This is a genomic window from Bradyrhizobium sp. CCBAU 25360, assembly GCF_028128695.1.
GTDB classification, from domain to species: Bacteria; Pseudomonadota; Alphaproteobacteria; order Rhizobiales; family Xanthobacteraceae; genus Bradyrhizobium; species Bradyrhizobium ottawaense.
In genome coordinates, this window is sequence record NZ_LBJA01000045.1 from 331,883 (window position 1) to 348,841 (window position 16,959).

Annotated in this window: 17 protein-coding genes; 9 read left to right on the top strand and 8 right to left on the bottom strand. The window is 65.5% G+C overall.

The window, feature by feature from the left end:
• Nucleotides 1-15: 15 nt before the first annotated feature.
• Entirely contained in the window at nucleotides 16-363 is a 348-nt protein-coding gene (locus tag XH81_RS35640; protein ID WP_028145097.1) for a hypothetical protein, read from the bottom strand.
• Nucleotides 364-672: 309 nt separating this feature from the next.
• Here XH81_RS35640 and XH81_RS35645 point away from each other — a divergent pair, with 309 nt between their 5' ends.
• A complete protein-coding gene (locus tag XH81_RS35645) occupies nucleotides 673-1,335 on the top strand; it encodes an SRPBCC family protein (protein ID WP_018317656.1) in 663 nt (220 codons plus the stop codon).
• A complete protein-coding gene (locus XH81_RS35650; RefSeq protein WP_028145096.1) occupies nucleotides 1,335-1,697 on the top strand; it encodes an ArsR/SmtB family transcription factor in 363 nt (120 codons plus the stop codon). Before XH81_RS35645 ends, XH81_RS35650 begins: the two co-directional genes overlap by 1 nt.
• A 24-nt stretch (nucleotides 1,698-1,721) precedes the next feature.
• Here the strand turns inward: XH81_RS35650 and XH81_RS35655 are convergent, their stop codons facing one another.
• The gene (locus tag XH81_RS35655; protein ID WP_028145095.1) at nucleotides 1,722-2,072 is read right to left on the bottom strand and encodes an AraC family ligand binding domain-containing protein; all 351 of its coding nucleotides are present in this window, start codon (nucleotides 2,070-2,072) and stop codon (nucleotides 1,722-1,724) included.
• Nucleotides 2,073-2,596: 524 nt separating this feature from the next.
• Between XH81_RS35655 and XH81_RS35660 the strand changes: the two genes are divergently transcribed.
• The 3 genes from XH81_RS35660 (at nucleotide 2,597) to XH81_RS35670 (ending at nucleotide 7,034) form a co-directional block, all read left to right on the top strand.
• A complete protein-coding gene (locus XH81_RS35660; RefSeq protein ID WP_212436791.1) occupies nucleotides 2,597-4,600 on the top strand; it encodes a TonB-dependent siderophore receptor in 2,004 nt (667 codons plus the stop codon).
• A gap of 118 nt (nucleotides 4,601-4,718) precedes the next feature.
• Complete coding sequence (locus XH81_RS35665) at nucleotides 4,719-5,975, top strand: serine hydrolase domain-containing protein (protein WP_028145093.1); 1,257 nt, start codon at nucleotides 4,719-4,721, stop codon at nucleotides 5,973-5,975.
• Nucleotides 5,976-6,155: 180 nt separating this feature from the next.
• Nucleotides 6,156-7,034 carry an AraC family transcriptional regulator gene (locus tag XH81_RS35670; RefSeq protein WP_028145092.1) on the top strand — a complete coding sequence of 293 codons (879 nt, stop codon included), beginning with the start codon at nucleotides 6,156-6,158 and terminating at the stop codon, nucleotides 7,032-7,034.
• Between the two features lie 57 nt (nucleotides 7,035-7,091).
• Here XH81_RS35670 and XH81_RS35675 read toward each other — a convergent pair whose 3' ends face one another.
• Entirely contained in the window at nucleotides 7,092-7,592 is a 501-nt protein-coding gene (locus tag XH81_RS35675; RefSeq protein ID WP_028145091.1) for a peptide deformylase, read from the bottom strand.
• Between the two features lie 78 nt (nucleotides 7,593-7,670).
• Between XH81_RS35675 and XH81_RS35680 the strand changes: the two genes are divergently transcribed.
• The 3 genes from XH81_RS35680 (at nucleotide 7,671) to XH81_RS35690 (ending at nucleotide 10,450) form a co-directional block, all read left to right on the top strand.
• The gene (locus XH81_RS35680; RefSeq protein ID WP_028145090.1) at nucleotides 7,671-8,255 is read left to right on the top strand and encodes a TetR/AcrR family transcriptional regulator; all 585 of its coding nucleotides are present in this window, start codon (nucleotides 7,671-7,673) and stop codon (nucleotides 8,253-8,255) included.
• A gap of 87 nt (nucleotides 8,256-8,342) precedes the next feature.
• Nucleotides 8,343-8,921 (top strand): hypothetical protein, encoded by a 579-nt coding sequence (locus tag XH81_RS35685; protein WP_028145089.1) that lies wholly within the window; start codon nucleotides 8,343-8,345, stop codon nucleotides 8,919-8,921.
• Nucleotides 8,922-9,229: 308 nt separating this feature from the next.
• Nucleotides 9,230-10,450 carry an MFS transporter gene (locus tag XH81_RS35690; protein ID WP_028145088.1) on the top strand — a complete coding sequence of 407 codons (1,221 nt, stop codon included), beginning with the start codon at nucleotides 9,230-9,232 and terminating at the stop codon, nucleotides 10,448-10,450.
• Between the two features lie 21 nt (nucleotides 10,451-10,471).
• Here XH81_RS35690 and XH81_RS35695 read toward each other — a convergent pair whose 3' ends face one another.
• Together XH81_RS35695 and XH81_RS35700 are read right to left on the bottom strand one after the other, a co-directional pair.
• Nucleotides 10,472-10,858, bottom strand: a complete 387-nt coding sequence (locus tag XH81_RS35695) for an ester cyclase (RefSeq protein ID WP_028145087.1) — start codon at nucleotides 10,856-10,858, stop codon at nucleotides 10,472-10,474.
• A gap of 16 nt (nucleotides 10,859-10,874) precedes the next feature.
• Nucleotides 10,875-11,765, bottom strand: a complete 891-nt coding sequence (locus XH81_RS35700) for a LysR family transcriptional regulator (protein ID WP_028145086.1) — start codon at nucleotides 11,763-11,765, stop codon at nucleotides 10,875-10,877.
• A 105-nt stretch (nucleotides 11,766-11,870) separates the two neighbouring features.
• Between XH81_RS35700 and XH81_RS35705 the strand changes: the two genes are divergently transcribed.
• Nucleotides 11,871-12,596 carry an SDR family oxidoreductase gene (locus XH81_RS35705; protein WP_028145085.1) on the top strand — a complete coding sequence of 242 codons (726 nt, stop codon included), beginning with the start codon at nucleotides 11,871-11,873 and terminating at the stop codon, nucleotides 12,594-12,596.
• A 15-nt stretch (nucleotides 12,597-12,611) separates the two neighbouring features.
• Here the strand turns inward: XH81_RS35705 and XH81_RS35710 are convergent, their stop codons facing one another.
• The 3 genes from XH81_RS35710 to XH81_RS35720 all read right to left on the bottom strand — a co-directional run bounded on the left by XH81_RS35710 (nucleotide 12,612) and on the right by XH81_RS35720 (nucleotide 16,951).
• A complete protein-coding gene (locus tag XH81_RS35710) occupies nucleotides 12,612-13,484 on the bottom strand; it encodes a helix-turn-helix domain-containing GNAT family N-acetyltransferase (RefSeq protein ID WP_028145084.1) in 873 nt (290 codons plus the stop codon).
• Nucleotides 13,485-13,547: 63 nt separating this feature from the next.
• Complete coding sequence (locus XH81_RS35715) at nucleotides 13,548-14,729, bottom strand: VWA domain-containing protein (RefSeq protein WP_028145083.1); 1,182 nt, start codon at nucleotides 14,727-14,729, stop codon at nucleotides 13,548-13,550.
• Complete coding sequence (locus XH81_RS35720) at nucleotides 14,726-16,951, bottom strand: DUF5682 family protein (RefSeq protein WP_028145082.1); 2,226 nt, start codon at nucleotides 16,949-16,951, stop codon at nucleotides 14,726-14,728. Before XH81_RS35720 ends, XH81_RS35715 begins: the two co-directional genes overlap by 4 nt.
• Nucleotides 16,952-16,959 lie beyond the last annotated feature (8 nt).

Sequence of the window (16,959 nt, forward strand, 5' to 3'; positions counted from 1 at the left end):
GCGTAGGATGGGCACTTACCGCGGCGCCAACCCCGCGCCATTCTGGAACGCCAGCAGCCCGACGCAGAAGATCGCGGCGCCGACTAACAGCACCACCGGGACCAGGTACGGGGACGAGATGACCTCGAGCACGGGAAATGCCTTGTCCGAAACAAACCGCCCGTAGGCTACCCATGTGGTTGCGACGAGGGGCGTCAGGGCGACGATGATGTAGAGAGCTCCGAGGATCCAGCCGAAGGCCGTCAGGTCCTTGGATCGGGTGGCCTCTCCTGCAAAGCCAAGCGCGGCAATTGAGATGAAGGCACTCAGCGCGCTGATGAGAAGCTCGGCAGCGAGGACGAGGATCGAGACAGTTACGTTCATTCCTGGATTCCGTTTGAGATTGGACTTCCTCAAGAGGTCATTCGTGATTCATCCTGAGCGTGCAGCCTCGTAGCATCGGTACTGAGGTAGCGCCAGCGCAAGCGGGCCCGGCCGGCGGCCATCGCATTAGCGCCGGTTGAAGTCCTCGAGGTCGAGGATAAAGTGTTCGAACCGGCGCGCGCTCAAAGTGTGTGCGGCGGAACCCCTCGTGCTCAACGGCCAGGCGAGGGTCGCATGCTATAATATAAGTATTGACTTATATAAGCGCATGCCGATATTCCTTCCCGAAACCAAAAAGGGAGGTCCGGGATGGAGATCGACGTTGCCAGGGTGTTGGGGCTTGTCACGCGTTCGGTGCGCAATTTCGAGAAGGACGGGAAGGCGGCCAGTGCGGTCACCTTGACGCGGCTCTACGACACCAGCGTCGACGATCTCTGGGATGCGGTGACGAGCAGGGAACGCATCCCGCGCTGGTTTCTGCCGGTCGAGGGAGATCTCCAGCTCGGCGGAAGATATCAGCTCAAGGGCAATGCGGGCGGCACCATCACGGCCTGTGCGCCGCCAACTCATTTTGCGGCGACGTGGGAATTTGCAGGCGCGGTGAGCTGGATCGACGTCACGCTGGCGGCAGAACGGAGCCAGGCGCGCTTGACGCTCGAGCACAGCGCGATCATCGAGGATCATTGGAATCAGTTCGGTCCGGGTGCGGTCGGCATCGGTTGGGACCTCGCCATTGCCGGGCTCGAGCGATACGTTGCGACGGGGGCATCGGTCGACCACGAGACGGCCGAGGCGTGGATGGGCTCGCCCGAGGGCAAGGAATTCATGACCGGGAGCGGTGAGTATTGGCGCGCAGCGCATGTCGCGAGCGGGGTGGATGCGGCCTCGGCGAAGCAGCGCTCGGACCGTACCATTGCCTTCTATCGCGGCGAGATGCCGCCTGACATCGCGCACCCCGGCACAGGAAGCTGATGCACGTCTTCGAAGTCCTCGCCGATCCCGTGCGCCGACGCATCCTCGAACTGCTCGCCCCGGGAGAGATGGCCTCCGGGGAAGTCGTCGAGGCGATCGGCGCCGAGTTCGGCATCACGCAAGCCGCCGTGTCGCAGCACCTGAAGGTGCTGCGCGAGAGCGGCTTTGCGACCGTTCGAGCGCAAGCGCAACGACGCCTCTACTCGGTCGACGTGGCCGGACTTCAGGCAGTGGATGCCTGGGTCGGTCGGTTCAGGACTTTCTGGGAGCCGAAGCTCGACGCGCTGGCGACGGAAATCGTGCGCGGCAAGCGGGAGCGGCGCAATGCGCCGCTGACCAAGCGGAGCGGCAAGAGGGCCTGAGAGCCGTGCCGGACCCGAAACGTCTCACTCATGCGCCTCCTGCCAATGTGGATAGGTGACGTAGGCCGTGACGGCGCCTTGCTCGTGCGAGCGGATAGTGACCTTCTCGCCCTTGGGCATGTAGATGATCTCGCCGGGGCCTGCCGTGACGGTGCCGGCTTCACTCGACACCGATAGCTTGCCCTCCAGCACGAGCATGACATCGTCCACGGCGAGCTTTTCATCGAGGCTCTGGTTCGGCGCATAGCGGCCGTATCCGATGGTGATCGGGCCGCCGTGGCGCCGGTCGATCACATTGCCTGCGAAAATATCTCCGTCCTGCCCGGGCGAGCGTTCGAACGACGCATCCGCCACGGCAAACTTGCGAACCTTCATGGGATCCTTCCGTTCCGCGCCTGAGTTGACAGGGTGAAACGGTAGACGCCTGACGCCGGTGTTTGTTCAACATCGCCGCGGGGCGGTTTGACGCAGCGCTCGCAGCGCCATCCATCAAGGGGTGCGATGTCCAGATTGTCGCACGCTGCGCATACGGGATCGGAGTCGCAACAATGCCACAGTCGCGACGAGACGACATTCTTTAGACCCATTCAATTTCGCTTCCTCGTTTCCGTGTGCCCATAAGTCCGCGTCTGATTTTTTGCTCACCGGGGATTGGAATGCTGAGTTTGAATGCCGTGAGGCATGGTTTTCTCGCGACCTGCAGTTTGTTCGTGTTGGATGCAGGACTTGACGGCAAGAGTTACGCTCAATCTCAGCTACCGCCAGTGACGGTCGATGCTCCAAAGCCGCAGCAGGCCCGCCGCGCGCAGTCCGCGCGGCCCGGTGCCGCAAGCGAGATGCGACGATCGGTGCGGCGGCCGAATCCGCGCAGGGAGGCGCAGATTGCTGCAGCAGCTCCGGTGTCGGCCACGACTCTTCAGAGTGCGATGGGTCCGGTCCAGGGCTTCGTCGCAACGCGCAGCGCCACCGGCACCAAGACGAATACGCCGCTGATCGAGACGCCGCAGTCCGTCTCGGTCGTGACGCAGGACCAGATCCGCGACACCGGCGCACGAACCGTCGGCGAGGCGTTGGCCTACACCGCCGGCGTGCAGACGCAGCCATACGGCTTCGACCCGCGTTATGATCAGTTTCTGATCCGGGGCTTTGCGGCCAACCAGTACGGCAATTATCGGGACGGCTTGCGGCAGGGCAACGGCTCGTTCGCCTATTTCCGCAACGAGCCCTATGGCGCCGAGCGCATCGAGGTGATGCGCGGTCCGTCGTCCGTGCTGTACGGTGCCAATGAAGCCGGTGGCATGGTGAACTATGTGAGCAAGATGCCGCTCGACAAGCGGCTCAACGAGGTTGGCCTCGATATCGGCAATTTCGATCGCTATCAGGGACGTTTCGACTTCAGCGGACCGAGCCTTGATAACGACAAGCTGCTCTATCGCTTCACCGGGCTGGTGCGCGACAGCGGCACGCAGATTCCCGGGACGTGGGACGACCGCGTGTTCTTCGCCCCGAGCGTGACCGCCAAGCTGAACGAGGATACGACGCTGACCGTGCTGGCCGAGTACGAGCGCAGCAAGACGTCGATGTGGCCGTATTACCTTCGCAACCCGGTGACCGGCGTGGTCACCAATATTCGTCTCGGCGATCCCGCATTCGACGCGCTCACGCAGTGGCAGGCCTCGGTCGGTTACAGGCTCGAGCATCGCTTCAACGAGGCATTGGCGTTCCGGCAGCATGTCCGGCTCGGACATGTGTCGTTCGAGGGCAACATGGTCGATGCGCTCGGTTTGTCGCCGGATGGCCGCACCCTCAATCGCTACGCGGCGACCTTCCGTGAGCGGCTGAACACGTTCAACGTCGACAACCAGATCGAGGCCAAGCTGGCCACCGGTCCGATCAAGCATACGGTCCTCGCGGGTGTTGATTATTTCCGGCAAAGCACGACGCTGGACTATTATGCCGGCTTGGCGCCGTCGCTCGATCTGACCAATCCGGTTTACGGCAGTTCGGCGCCGACGATGCCTCTGGGGCTCATGAGCACCAACAGCCAAACGCTCGGCCAGGTCGGGCTTTACGCACAAGACCAGATGGCGTGGGGCGGCTGGCGGCTGACCGTCGGCGGCCGGCAGGATTTTGCCGAGCTCTCGAACCGCAACGACCTGACGGGTGTGACGAGCAACAGCGAGCCAAGCAAGTTCACCGGCCGCGCCGGATTGTTGTATCTGTTCGAGTCGGGGCTTGCCCCCTATGTGAACTATGCGACATCGTTTCTGCCGCTAACCGGCACGACGGCACCCCAGCGCGGCGGTACACCATTCGCGCCAACGACGGGTGAATCGTTTGAAGCCGGTATCAAGTATCAGCCGCTTGGCTGGAACAGTTACTTCACCGCGACCTGGTTCAACCTCACCAAGGACAACGTGTTGACCATCGATCCGGCCTTTCCGACTTTTTCGGTGCAGACCGGTCAGGTTCGTTCGCGCGGCGCCGAGCTCGAGGCCGTGCTGTCGCTGGCCGAGGGTCTCAAAGGTGTCGCGTCCTACAGCTATACCGATGCCATCGTGACGCGCAGCAATGGCCTTGATCTCGGCAAGGTGCCGATCGGCGTGCCGTTGCAGCAGGCGGCGATCTTCCTCGATTACACCTGGCAGAATGGCCTGCTTGCAGGCTTTGGCGTCGGTGCCGGTGCGCGATGGATCGGGCAGACCTGGGCGGACGAGGTCAATACGATCAGGAATCCGGCCGTCACGGCGTTTGATGCGGGCGTGCATTACGACTATCGCGGCATGCGCTTGGGTCTGAATGCGCGCAATCTGTCGGATGAGCGCGTTCCGATCTGCAATGGTGGGACCTGCGCGTTCACGCAGGGACGGACCGTGCTGGGGAGCGCGACAGCGCGGTGGTGAGCAGGGCTGGCGCTGCCGCCGATCCGATCGGCGCGCAGGGACCCGGCGCAAACGTCGGATGTCCGTCACGTTCGGCCGTGATACGACATCCGCATCGCCCTCTCCGGAGCCAGCCTGCATGTCCACCGCGATCGCCCCCAGCCAACAGCCCGCAACCGCCGCCGAGACCGATCCCGAGACCCTCGGCTGGATGAAGGGCTTTCCGCCGGCGCCGGATCGCACCATCACCTTCCAGGACGGCTCGTTCCGCAGCTTTCCCGAGTTGCGCTGGGCGTGGAGCAATGTCCGGCAGCTGGTGCCGACGGTGAACGTCTGGCGCGGGGCAGGGCCGGCCTCGCTGCTGCCGCGCGAGGACCGTGACATCGGCGCGGTCGCCTCGACCACGATGGACGGCCGGCCCATGACCTTCGCAAAGATGCTGGAGGAGACCTATGCGGACGGCATCGCCGTGCTGCATCGGGGCAAGCTGATCTATGAGCGCTATTTCGGCGCGTTGAAGCCGCACAAGCCGCATATCGGGATGTCGGTGACGAAGTCGTTCACCGGTGTGCTCGCCGGCATCCTTGTCAGCGAGGGCGAGATCGATCCGCAGGCGCCCGTCACGGACTACGTGCCGGAGCTGAAGGCCAGCGCGTTCGGGGACGCGCGTGTGCACGAGGTCATGGATATGACCACGGGCCTCGCATACACCGAGGTCTACACCGACAAGAATTCCGCCGTGTGGGGATTGCGGCGCGCCAACGGCATGGCGCCGATCGAGCCCGATTATGACGGCCCGACCACCATTTTCGATTTCCTGATGGCGCAGAAGAAGCAGGGCGAGCACGGCAAGGTCTTTGCGTACAAGACCGTCAACACCGACGTGCTGGCCTGGATCATCAGGCGCGCCAGCGGCATGACGCTGTCCGATCTTCTGTCGGAGCGCATCTGGATTCCCATGGGTGCGGAGGAGGACGCGTATTATCACGTCGACCGCATCGGCACCGAGAGCGGCGGTGGCGGTCTTTCCACGACACTGCGCGATCTTGCCCGCTTCGGCGAGACCATGCGCAACCATGGCCGCTTCAACGGTCGCCAGATCGTGCCATCATCCGTGGTCGAGGACATCGCGCGCGGCGGCGACCCCGAAAAGTTCAAGCCCGCCGGCTACACCACCTTGCCCGGCGCCTCCTACTGCAACCAATGGTGGGTCAGCCACAACGCCCACGGCGCCTACATGGCGCGCGGCGTCTACGGCCAGGGCATCTATGTCGATCCGAAGGCCGAGATGGTGATCGCGCGCTACGCCTCGCATCCCGTCGCGGGCAACGCCGCCAACGATCCCGTGACGCTGCCGGCCTACATGGCGCTGGCGAAGGCGCTGATGGCGGGATAGGTGCGTAGGGCGGATTAGCCGCAAGCCGTAATCCGCCGCTGCTCGTTCAAGATGGCGGATTACGCTTCGCTAATCCGCCCTACGGGCCGGCGAATGCCGCGATATCCTCTCAAACCGCAAGATCGGTCGAGCGTGTCACGGCCTTCTGCGGCTAGATGGAGCCGCCACGGAGGAGGGACGATGAAGGCGGCGCTGCAAAACTATCAGGACCGGATGCGACGGGTGCTGGATCATATCGATCGGCATCTCGACGATGATCTGGCCCTCGACGGGTTAAGCGCTGTTGCCGCGTTCTCGAAGTTTCATTTCCACCGGCAATTCACCGCGACCTTCGGGTTGTCAGTGCATCGCTATGTCCAGTTGGCCCGCATGAAGCGCGCTTCACATCAGCTGGCCTACGGTAACGCCCTTGGCGTCACCGACATCGCGATGGATGCCGGTTACGCTACGCCTGACGCCTTCGCCCGCGCCTTTCGGCAACGGTTCGGGCAATCGCCGTCGTCGTTCCGGAAGTCTCCCGACTGGGAGCCGTGGCTTGCGGCCTTCGGGCCTCTCGATAACGCGAGGAACAAGCTCATGAAGACGTTTAGCAGTGACGACGTGACGATCCGCGATGTGCCCACCACGAAAGTGGCGATCATGGAGCATCGGGGCGACCCGGCGACGCTTGGCGCCACCATCCAGCGCTTCATCGCCTGGCGCAAGACAGCCGGCCTGCATCCCCGGACAAGTCCGACTTTCAATGTCTGGCGTTCCGAGCGGCGTCCTTCATCGCCTGCCGATTACAGCGTGGACCTTTGTGTCGGCGCCGAGCAGTCGATCGAGGCGAATGGCGAAGAGATCAAGGCCGGCGAGATCCCCGGCGGACGCTGCGCCGTGCTGCGAATCGTCGGCTACACCGACAATCTGGAGCCCGCCGCGCTCTATCTCTATCGCGACTGGCTTCCGGCCAGCGGCGAGGAGGCACGTGACTTCCCGATCTATTGCCAACGGCTGAGCTTCTTCCCGGAAGTGCCCGAGCACGAGACGGTCGCGGATTTGTTTTTGCCGCTGAAATGATTGCCTAAGGTGGATTATGCCCGCGGCTGCGCGAAGCGCAGTCGCGGCCAACCCGTACTACATATTCCGCGACATCTTCTCGAACTTCTTCACCAGCCGCTCGCGCTTCAGCCGCGACAGCCGCTGGATCCAGAACATGCCGTCGAGCTGGTCGATCTCGTGCTGATGGCAGACGGCGCGCAAGGCTTCGGACTCCTCGCTCTGCAATTTGCCGTCGAGATCCCAATAGCTGATCCGCACCCGGGCGTGGCGCTGTACCTCGTCATTGACGCCGGGCATCGAGACGCTGCCCTCGCGGTGCAGGATCATCTCGGGTGACGTCCATTCAATGACCGGATTGACGTAGGTGAGGGGGCCGTCCTTGGCATCGAGCTCCAGCACGACGACGCGCAGCGGCACGCCGACATGCGGCGCGGTGATGCCGATGCCGGGCGCGGCGCGCATGGTGTCGAGCAGATCCGCTGCAAGCTCGCGCAGGCCGTCGTCGAATGCGGTGACGGTGCGTGCCGGCATCGTGAGCCGGCGATCGGGGTAACGGACGATGGGGCGGATGGTCATGCAGGGCTCCTACCACTCACGGAGGGTTGAAGCACGCCGTTCTTGACGGCCTACCAACTGGAAGGTAGTTAACCTGCCATGACCAAGATTTCCTCGACCGCCGACGACATTCTGGACTGCGCCCGCACGCTGATCATTGCAGGCGGCTACAACGGCTTCAGTTACGCCGATGTGGCCGAGATCGTCGGCATCCGCAAACCGAGCATCCACCACCATTTCGCCAGCAAGGTCGATCTGGTCCGCACCCTCGTGTCGCGATATCGCGAGGAGGCCCAGGCTGGGCTGGCGGCCATGGAGCGAAACGTCCCCGACCCGGGCGAGCAGCTCAGGAGCTATGTCGCGTATTGGGAAGCGTGCATCAAGGACGCGACGGCTCCGTTCTGCGTTTGCGCGCTGCTCGCCAGCGAGCTTCCGATCCTGCCTGAGGAGGTCGCGCTCGAGGTCCGGGCTCACTTCCGCTCGCTGGCGTCGTGGCTGACATCGGTGATGGAGCGCGGCAAGCGGCAGGGGCGGCTTCAGCTCTCCGGCACGGCCCGGGTCGAGGCTGAAGGGTTCATGGCGACCGTTCACGGCGCGATGTTGTCGGCGCGGGCCTATGGCGATCCAAAGATGTTTGGGGTCATCGCCCGGCCGTTGCTGGATCGGCTTTCCCCCAGGCACTGACGCAATCCGCACTGTTGCAATCGATCTGAATGGCGAGGCGATCTGGTTTCGCAAGAAAACTACCAACTAGTAGGTAAGGAAGAGAAAATGAAAGATCTTGAGATGACTTCGGATACGTTCGACCGCGCGCAATGGCTGAAGCAATACTATTTCCTACGCGCCGCGTTTTCCCTCGCCTGGGTCATTGCGGCCTTCGCCATCGCGCCGTCATCTGCGGTGATCGCGGCAACGTTGCTGATCGCCTATCCGGCATGGGACGCCGCGGCGAACTATCTTGACGCGCTCTGCAGCGGCGGATTGAACCAGAACCGCACCCAGGCACTGAACGTGCTGGTCAGCCTGGCGACCACCATCGCGGTCATCCTGGCCTTGCGGGTGAGCATGAACTGGGTGCTCGGGATCTTCGGCGCGTGGGCGATCCTTGCCGGATTGCTTCAACTCGGAACGGCGGTCCGGCGCTGGAGGAGCTACGGCGCGCAATGGGCGATGGTGCTCAGTGGTGGCCAGTCGGCGCTGGCGGGCGGCTTCTTTATCTTTCAGGCTACGATGCCCGCAATCCCGTCGATCGCGAACGTCGCGGGCTACGCTGCGGTCGGCGCGCTGTACTTCCTGGTCTCGGCGGTCTGGCTCACCGTCGGCACGTGGCGCCGTGGCGCGGCGCTGTGAGACGGGCGCCTCCGGCAACGCATCTTGTCGTCTGTCGGTGGCAGACGTTCGATGGTGATGAGATCAAGTTCGGCGGGATGATGCCATCGTGCCGGTGTTTTGCCTGACAGGTCAAATCGCGCGTCATTCCGCAAATCGCAGGCCTCGTAAGTCCTTGATCCGGCAGCGCCCGGCTACTGTGCATGGGGTTGTTTTCGACTCTTTTGTTGGCTGGTCACGAACCCGTGCGGCAAAAATGAGGTGAGCCATGTCGGCCGGCGCAGTTCCCATTCGTCTTCCACGTGAGACAGACCTGACGGGAGACCGAAATGACTTCTTCCAACTATCGCTGGGTGATCGTCGCCGCCGGCGGCCTGCTCGGCTGCGTCGCGATCGGCGGCATGTTTTCGCTGCCGGTGTTCCTGCAGCCGATCGCCAAGGACACCGGCTGGTCCGTGACCGGCATCTCCAGCGCGATGACGATCGGCTTTCTGGCGATGGCCTGCACCAGCATGGTCTGGGGCACACTGTCCGACCGGTTCGGGCCGCTGCCGGTGGTGCTGACGGGATCGACGGTACTGGCGCTCAGCCTGTTCACGGCGAGCCATGCGACCTCCCTGATCGTGTTCCAGCTCGTGTTCGGCCTTCTGGTCGGCGCCTCCTGTGCGGCGATCTTCGCGCCGATGATGGCGACCGTGACTGGCTGGTTCGATACCCATCGCAGCCTTGCCGTGTCGCTGGTGTCGGCCGGCATGGGCGTGGCGCCGATGACGATGGCGCCGCTCGCGGCCTGGCTCGTCTCGAACCATGACTGGCGCACCTCGATGCAGATCATCGCGCTCGTCGTCGGCGCCATCATGATCCCAGTCTCGTTCCTGGTGCGCCGCCCGCCAGCGCTCGCCAATGCGGCGGTCGCACCAACGGGCGAGGGGGCCGCGCAGAGCGAGATGTCGATGGGCGAGGCGCTGCGCTCGCCGCAATTCCTCATCCTGCTCGCGACCAATTTCTTCTGCTGCGCCACCCATTCCGGTCCAATCATCCACACCGTCAGCTATGCCGTGAGCTGCGGCATCCCGCTGGTCGCGGCGGTGACGATCTACAGCATCGAGGGTTTTGCCGGTCTCGGCGGGCGCATCGCCTTCGGCCTGATGGGCGACCGTTTCGGGGCCAAGCGCGTGCTGGTCTCAGGGCTGCTGCTCCAGGCGTTCGGCGCGCTCGCCTACGTCTTCGCCCATCAGCTCGCGACCTTCTACGCCGTCGGCGCGGTGTTCGGCTTCATCTATGCCGGCACCATGCCGCTCTACGCCGTGCTGATACGCGAGAACTTTCCGCTGCGGATGATGGGCACGGTGATCGGCGGCACGGCGATGGCCGGCAGCCTCGGCATGGCGACGGGCCCGCTCGCCGGCGGCCTGATCTACGACGCCTTCTCCAGCTACGCCTGGCTCTACATCGCTTCCTGGGCGATGGGCTTGGGTGCCTTCCTGATGGCGATGAATTTCAGGCCGTTTGCGAAGCCGCAAGGCGAGGTGGCGCCGGCGGCGGCGTAGGTTCGACATCGAGGCGCAAGGTCAGAGCTGCGCCTCGATCGCGGTCTTGTCGATCACCGACCAGACCTGCCGGATCTTGTCGTTGCCGAATTCGTAGAACACGTTCTCGCAAAACGACACGCGCCTTCCGTTGACGGCAAGCCCAAGGAACGTCCCGACCGGCGTGCAATCGAACTTCAGTCGTGCCGCGACGCGCGGTGGATCGATGATGAGCATCTCGATGTGGAATTGCAGGTCGGGTATCTCCCGAAAATCCTGCTCCAGCATCGCGCGGTAGCCGGACAGGCCGAGCGGACGGGCATTGCGGGCGACCTCATCATGCACGAACTGGCCGAGCGCCGGCCAATCCTGCCGGTTCAGGCAGGCGATGTAGGCACGGTAGATGCCGGCGAGCTCTTCTTTCTCCATACCGGCTCCTTCCGGTTCACGCGCGCCGCCGCAGATGCTCGATCAGCGCGCGCAGCTTCGGTGCGACGTTGCGGCGGCTCGGGTAGTAGAGATAGAATCCGGCGAAGCAGGGGCAATAGTCCTCCAGGATCGGCACCAGCTCGCCGCGCGCGATCGCGGGGCGAAAGCTCGCCTCCATGCCGAACGTGATGCCGGCGCCGGCCACCGCCAGCTTGATCATCAGCGCCATGTCGTTGGTCGTGATCTCGGGCGCGACCGCGACGCTGAACTCCTTGCCGCCGTCGGCAAACTCCCAGCGATAGGGGACAACGTTCGGCGCCGGACGCCAGCCGATACAGCGAAAGGACGCAAGCTCGGACGGATGCGAGGGCACGCCGAAGCGGTCGCGGAAATCCGGCGCGCAGACGGCGAGCTGGCGTTCCTCTCCGGCGATCGGCACCGCAATCATGTCCTGCTCGATGACCTCGCCAAGGCGGACGCCGGCGTCATAGCCGGCGGCGACGATGTCGAATTCCGCATCCGTCACGGTGATGTCGAGCTGCACCTCCGGGTTCGCGTCGGCGAAGTCCGCAAGAAAGCGCCCCGAGAGAAAATGCTCGGCGATCGAGGAGACGGCGAGGCGTAGCAAACCGCGCGGCCGCCCGCGTAGTGCCTCGGTGCCGTCGAGCGCGGCGCGCATGTCCGCGATCGCAGGCGCGACCTCCGCATGCAGCCGCTCGCCGGCTTCGGTCAGGCTGACGCTGCGGGTGGTGCGCTGGACCAGCGCGATGCCGAGCGTTTCCTCCAGCCGCCGGATTGTCTGGCTCACCGCCGAGCGGGTTACGCCGAGACGGTCGGCGGCGGCGCGGAAATTCCGCTCTTCGGCGACCAGCGCAAAGACGGCGAGGGCGTTGAGGTCTGGTTCCATCGGTTAGCGTAGCTTGTCAGTGTGGTTAGGGATCGTCGTCTTATCACAGCGATGGCGCCGGTCCATCTTCCCGCAATCACTCCGAAAGCAACGGGAAGAACCCTCATGCCAATCGACAAAGTCATTCTCATCACCGGCGCCTCCAGCGGTATCGGCGCCGGCATTGCCCGCGAGCTGGCCGCGGCCGGCGCGAAGATTCTGCTCGGCGCGCGGCGCACCGACCGTCTGAATGCGCTTGCGGCCGAGTTGAACGGGCGGGGCGGAACGGTGCTCGCGCATCCACTCGACGTCACCGACCGCGCCAGCGTTGCCGCCTTTGCCGACGCAGCGCGCGGGGTCTGGGGCCGCGTCGACGTCATCGTCAACAATGCCGGCGTGATGCCGCTGTCGCTGATGGCCTCGCTCAAGGTCGAGGAGTGGGACCGGATGGTCGACGTCAACATCAAGGGCGTGCTCTACGGCATCGCCGCCGTGCTGCCGGAGATGGTGGCGCGCGGCTCCGGCCAAATCGTCAACATCGCCTCGATCGGTGCGCTGAGCGTGTCGCCGACGGCAGCCGTCTACTGCGCCACGAAATATGCGGTGCGGGCGATCTCGGATGGCCTGCGCCAGGAGCACGACAATATCCGCGTCACCTGCATCCATCCCGGCGTGGTCGAAAGCGAGCTTGCCGGCACTATCACCGATCCCGTGGCCGCCGAGGCGATGAAGGCGTATCGGGCGATTGCGCTTCAGCCAGACGCCATCGCCCGCGCGGTGCGCTTCGCCATCGAGCAGCCCGATGACGTCGACGTCAACGAGATCGTCGTGCGGCCGACGCGGACGAGGTGACGATACCCATCCGCATCAGATGCGCTTCTCGAAAAACAGGTCCGGGTAGGGGTCGTCATTGTAGCGCGGGATCCCGCGCCAGCCCGTCGTGCGGTAGAGCTGGCCGGCCTCGGGCAGCGCGCTGTTGGTGTCGAGCCGCAGCAGCGTGATGCCGAGTTCGCGCGCGGCGCTCTCGGCCCCGTCCATCAGGCGCCGGCCGAGCCGCAATCCGCGCGCGGCGGGCGCGACCCACAGCCGCTTGATCTCGGCATAGCCGTGATCGGTTCCCTTCAGGCCGACGCAGCCGATCGGCAGCGTGTCCGACATCGCGACGATGAAGCTGCCGCGCGGGCGGCGCATGTCCTTGGCGTCGGGGTCGCGCGACAGCGAAACGTCGAAGCCCTGCTTGAAGCGGCGGCCGAGCTCGGCATAATACTCGCCGAGGCAGTAACGCGCTTGCTCGCTTTGCGGATCCATCTCCTCCAGCGCAACACGCTCGCGCGTCAATGCGGACGCGATCAGGTCCATCGCCGCCAGCAGCGTCTCGGCCTGCGAATGCTGCGCGAGCAAGCCCTCGGCTTGCGTGTTCGACAGCGCCTCATAGGCTGCGAACTCGCGCCGGCCCGCACGCGTCAATGTCGCGACCCGGCGGCGGGCATCGTCCTCATGCGCGGCGGTCTCGACCAGGCCGTCCTCTTCCAGGCTGCGCAGCAGCCGGCTCATCAAACCGGAATCGAGGCCGAGATAATCGCGGATCTCGGCCACGTCCGAACGCCCGTGCCCGATCGCATTGAGCACACGCGCCGCGCCGAGCGGGCGGCCGCGCCCGAGAAATGAGGTATCGAGCGCGCCGACGGCGGAGGTGACGGCACGGTTGAAGCGGCGGACGCGGGAAACGGGGTCGAGCATGATGTCTGACTTTAGTCAGATATCGTGGTCTGTCAATCGGGCGGGAGCTGATCGGGCTGGATGCTAGGTTTCCGGCCGGATCAGCTTGATGTCCTGGTCGGCGGCCCATCCGGCAACATCCTCGCGCTTCAGGGCGGTTGCCATCAGATCCGGGAACTGATCCGGCGTGCAGGCGAACACGGGAATGCCGAGACTTGCGACCTTCGCAGACAGCGCGGGATTGTAAGAGGGATGGCCGGTGTCGGTCAGCGCCAGCAGCACGATCACGTTGATGCCGCGCGTCGCGAGCCGCGCCAGCCGGTCGACCAGCGCGTCCGCATCGCCGCCCTCATAGAGGTCGGTGATCAGGATCAGATGCGCTTTCGCCGGCCGTTCGATGCGTTCCTCGCAATAGGCGACGGCGCGGTTGATGTCGGTGCCGCCGCCGAGCTGGACGCCGAACAGCACCTCGACGGGATCGGCGAGCTCCTCGGTGAGGTCGACGATCGCAGTGTCGAAACAGACGAGCTTGGTTGTGACCACCGGCAGCGAGGCCATCACCGCCGCGAAGATCGAGGCATAGACGACGGAGGTTGCCATCGACCCCGACTGGTCGACGCACAGAGTAACCTCTTCGAGATCGACGATGCGACGCTGCTGGCGCAGGAAGCCGATCAGCCGTTCGGGCACCACGGTGCGGTGCTCGGCCTGGTAGTGGCGCAGATTGGCCTTGATGGTGCGCGGCCAGTCGATGTCGGCAAAGCGCGGGCGATGGGTGCGCAGCGAGCGGTTCAAGGCGCCGCGGACCGCGTCCGCGGTGCGCCGCTCGAGCCGTTCCATCAGCTCGGCCACCACCTTGGCGATGACGATGCGGGCGGTGTCCTTGGTCTTCTCCGGCATCACGCCGCGCAGTGCGACGAGATCGGCGATCAGGCTCACATCCGCCTCGACGGTCGCAAGGAATTCAGGCTCGAGCAGCATCTGGCGCAGGCCCTTGCGCTCGAAGGCATCTTTCTGGATCACCTGCACCACGGGCGCGGGGAAGAACTCCCTGATGTCGCCGAGCCATTTTGCGACGCGCGGCGCCGAGCCGCCGAGCCCGCCGCGGCCCTTCCTCGGCGCCTCGTCGCCGTCGCCATAGAGCGCCGTCAGCGCCTCGGACATGCGGCGATCGCTGGCGGACAGGGCGGGGCCGTTCTCGGCGCCTTCCGCGTCGACGCCGAGGGCGAGCGTCCAGCGGCGGCTGCGTTCATCGGCTTCGCTCATCGCGCAGCTCCCGAGGTGAGAAGTTCGAGCACGCGGGCCTGATGCGCGGGCCAGATCTCGCCTGCGCCGGCGAGCAGCCGATACCCTTTGGCGGCATCGGTGCTGCGCGCGAACAGCGCGTCCATCAATCGCCTGCGCTCGGTTCGGTCCAGCGCCGAGAAGACGCGGCGGAACAGCGGCAGGCTCGCGGTGAAGGCGTCCTCGTCCAGCGTCATCAACCAGCCGTCGACGGCGCCGCGCAGCGTTGCATCGTGGATCAGCCGCTGGCCGGCGCCCTCGAAGAAGCCTTCAAAGAAGCCGGCGGCTTCCGCCACGGGTGTGCCGGGCGAGAGCATCCGCGTCAGCAGGTCTGCCGCGTGATGGGCGGTCAAGAGCTCGGCCTCGTAGAGCAGCCGGGCCGCGGTGCCGGCGATCAACCGGGTCGCCTGATCATCGTTCAGCAGCGCGCTCAGTGCATCGCGCCAGCTGGCTACGATTTCGGGCTCGATCTGGGCAAGCTGGATCGCGGCGTCGGCCGCGAGCAGCGCGCCGCGCAGCCTGGCCGCGGCGGGACCGTCCAGATTGCGCGCCGCATAAGGCAAGGCGAGTGCGGCCTGCACCACGATGCGCGGCATCAGCGCCGCCAGATGCTCGACCGTGCCGGCGCGCGCCTCGCCATAGCGCAGGATGTCGGCCATTGGCGGCAGCGCACCGAGCAGAGACTGCCCGTCGCTGGTCAGCGCCGCCTTGGTCTCCAGCGCCGCGATGCCGAACGCAGTGGCACGGGACAGGTCGGCGATCATGGCGTTGCGCACCAGCGTCGCGAGCGGAGCAAGCTCGGCTTCCTTGCCCATCGATTCGATCAGGCGTCCGCCGGCAGCTTCAGCGATGGTCGAACCGTAGAGCAGATTCTCCACGAGTCTGACTGCGAATTCCGGCTCCCAGCGCAACTGCCAGTTCTCGCGAAAGGTACCGCGGCTGCGGCCCGCATCGGTCAACCGTCCCCAGGGCACGTCGAGCGCGTTCAGCCGGTGCAGCAGCGTGGAGCGCATCAGCCCGCTTTCGCTGCGCAGATCGAGCGTCAGCGGTCGATCGAGCGCCTCCGGCTTGAGACGCGTGGCCTTCTGCTGCCGCTGGAGATCTTCGAGCAGCGGCGCAAGCGGTGTTGTCGCTGGAATCGCGCCGACACCTGCGCCGATCAGCAGCTCGGCCGAAATGTCGTCCCACATGGCGCGTTCGCCGTTGCAGAGGCAGGCGATCGCCGCCTCGCGCAGCTCCGCGAAACCCGGCGCGGGGCGGCCGCGCAGCGCCGCAAGCGCCGTGCCCAGCCGCTGCGCCTCGATGACCGAGGCGGTCGAGACGAAATGGCCGCGATCGCGCAGCACGCGGGTCGCCTTGGCAAGCCACTCCGCGGCACGATCGCGCTCGCGCGTGTCCCAGACATGAGCGCACCATCCCGGCGCCACCACGCCCGCGCCATAGCCGCTCGCGCGCGCCAGACGCGGCGCGGTCCAGGGCGCCCAGGTCGCCTTGATCTTCGTCTTCGGCCGGCCCTTGAGCAATTCGCGATCCGCAGCAAGGCTGCGACGCTCGGCGAGTGCCGGCACGTGCCAGGCGCCGCAGACGACCGCGATGGCGCCATCGTGGTCCTTTGCTGCCTTCGCGATCTCGATCCGCATATGCGCCTCGCGCGCGGCCTCGCGGGCCGATAGCGATTTCTCGTCTGCGCGCAGCGCCGTCATCGCATCGGCAACGGCGGCGAAGATCGGGCCCGTTGCAGGGTTTTCCTCGATGACGTCGGACCACCAGGACTCGCCGTCGTCATAGCCTGCGGCGGTGGCGAGCGCCCCGATCGGGTCGTGGCTGACTGGATCGGCCTCCGCCCTTGCAGCAATCTCCTCCGCAATGTCGCCGTCGGTGGCACCCAGCCGGTCCGATGCCGGCAGGTCGATGAAGCGCAGGGTCGCGCCGTGGCGCACCGCCCAGCGTGCGGCCTGGTATTCCGGCGAATAGTCGGCGAAGGGGAAGAAGCTGGCGTTGGCCGGATTGTCCTCGGCGTAGGTGAGCAGCGCCACCGGCGTCACCATGTCGGGATCGGCGAGCATCGGTAGTAGCTCCGATGCATCCGCCGGGCCCTCGATCAGCACCGCGACCGGCTTCAGCGCGTCGAGCGCTTCCACCAGCCGCCGCGCGGAGCCGGGACCGTGATGCCGGATGCCGAAGAGGGAGACCTGGTCTGCCATCGCTCGCG